Genomic DNA, 785 nt, shown 5'->3' on the forward strand with positions numbered 1-785 from the left:
GGCAGGTGCGCCTGCTGACCAACAACACCGACAAGGTGAAGCAGTTGCGCGGCTTCGGCCTCGACGTCGTCGAGCAGGTACCCCTCCTCGTGGGCGTCGGCCCGAACAACCACCAGTACCTCGAGACGAAGCGCGACCGAATGGGTCACGTCATCGCCGAGGACGACCTGCGCGACGCCCTCGCGCACATGAAGGAAGAGAGCGCCTGATGGCCGGCAGTGGAGCACCCGAGACCGGCGGCGTCGACGCGTCCGGCCTGAACGTCGTCGTCATCGCCGGCACCTGGCATGAGGTCATCACCGAGGGCCTCATCGCGGGGGCGAAGAGGGTTCTGGATGCCACGGGCGCGACGTACCGCGTGGTTCGCGTCCCGGGGTCCTTCGAACTTCCCGTCGCCGCCAAGACGGCGCTGGACGCCGGGGCGGATGCCGTCGTCGCCCTCGGCGTGATCATCCGGGGCGGGACGCCGCACTTCGAGTTCGTCTCGTCGGCCGCGACCGACGGCCTCACGCGCGTCGCCCTCGACACGGGCAAGCCCGTCGGATTCGGCGTGCTGACCCTCGACGACGAGCAGCAGGGCCTGGATCGAGCCGGTCTCGAGGGCTCCAAGGAGGACAAGGGCGAGGAGGCCGCGGACGCGGCGATCCGTACCGCTCTCGTGCTGCGGGAGCTGCGGGGCTGACGCGTCTCCTGGACGACGGGCCCGGTGACCAGTGCGGTCGCCGGGCCCGTTCTCGTCGGCGGGGCGGTGGCTGGGCATGTCGAAGCCACCGCCCCGCCGACGA

The 785-nt window shown here is 71.0% G+C and carries 1 protein-coding gene and 1 pseudogene; both read left to right on the forward strand.

The genetic code is table 11. The features are described from left to right. Nucleotides 1–209, forward strand: a pseudogene (locus NS220_RS18475) (bifunctional 3,4-dihydroxy-2-butanone-4-phosphate synthase/GTP cyclohydrolase II); the annotation flags it as partial. Continuing rightward, the gene (gene ribH / locus NS220_RS18480; protein ID WP_058625431.1) at nucleotides 209–682 is read left to right on the forward strand and encodes a 6,7-dimethyl-8-ribityllumazine synthase; all 474 of its coding nucleotides are present in this window, start codon (nucleotides 209–211) and stop codon (nucleotides 680–682) included. The pseudogene NS220_RS18475 and the gene ribH, both read left to right, overlap by 1 nt. The last annotated feature ends 103 nt before the right edge of the window (nucleotides 683–785 follow it).

It is taken from the genome of Microbacterium testaceum (genome assembly GCF_001476655.1).
In the GTDB taxonomy this organism is placed as follows: Bacteria; Actinomycetota; Actinomycetes; order Actinomycetales; family Microbacteriaceae; genus Microbacterium; species Microbacterium testaceum_C.

Bases quoted from the DNA above. Each gene is read 5' to 3' on its own strand.
- ribH (WP_058625431.1), top strand. From the start codon at position 209: ATGGCCGGCAGTGGAGCACCCGAGACCGGCGGCGTCGACGCGTCCGGC.